The sequence below is a fragment of the Ruegeria sp. AL11 genome, from assembly GCF_056540865.1.
Window position 1 is genome coordinate 1 of the sequence record NZ_JBQFXO010000064.1, and the last position, 710, is coordinate 710.

1 protein-coding gene is annotated in these 710 nt (G+C 57.6%); it reads right to left on the reverse strand.

Annotation, left to right across the window (positions count from 1 at the left end):
- A partial coding sequence (locus ACR0IP_RS23285) for a GTP-binding protein (protein WP_480528179.1) occupies positions 1-710 on the reverse strand: 710 nt, incomplete at both ends.

Genomic DNA, 710 nt, shown 5'->3' on the forward strand with positions numbered 1-710 from the left:
CCAACGTTGATCACGCCACGCTCAACACGGCCGGTCACAACGGTACCACGACCCGAGATCGAGAACACGTCTTCGATCGGCATCAGGAACGGCTGGTCAACAGCACGCTCAGGGGTGTCGATGTACTCATCAACAGCCGCCATCAGTTCCTTGATCTTCTCTTCACCAATCTCAGGCTTGTTGCCTTCCATCGCGGCCAGAGCCGAACCTGCGATGATCGGAATATCGTCGCCGGGGTATTCGTAGCTGGACAGCAGTTCGCGAACTTCCATCTCAACCAGTTCCAGCAGCTCTTCGTCGTCAACCTGGTCAACTTTGTTCAGGAACACGACCATCTTCGGGATGCCAACCTGGCGGCCCAGCAGGATGTGCTCGCGGGTCTGCGGCATCGGGCCGTCAGCGGCGTTCACAACCAGGATCGCGCCGTCCATCTGAGCAGCACCGGTGATCATGTTCTTGACGTAGTCGGCGTGGCCGGGGCAGTCAACGTGCGCGTAGTGGCGGTTCTCGGTCTCGTATTCCACGTGGGCGGTCGAGATGGTGATGCCGCGCGCTTTCTCTTCCGGCGCACCGTCAATCTGGTCATACGCTTTAAAGTCACCAAAATACTTGGTGATCGCTGCGGTCAGCGTCGTCTTACCATGGTCAACGTGCCCAATCGTGCCGATGTTGACGTGCGGTTTTGTACGCTCAAACTTTTCCTTTGCCAT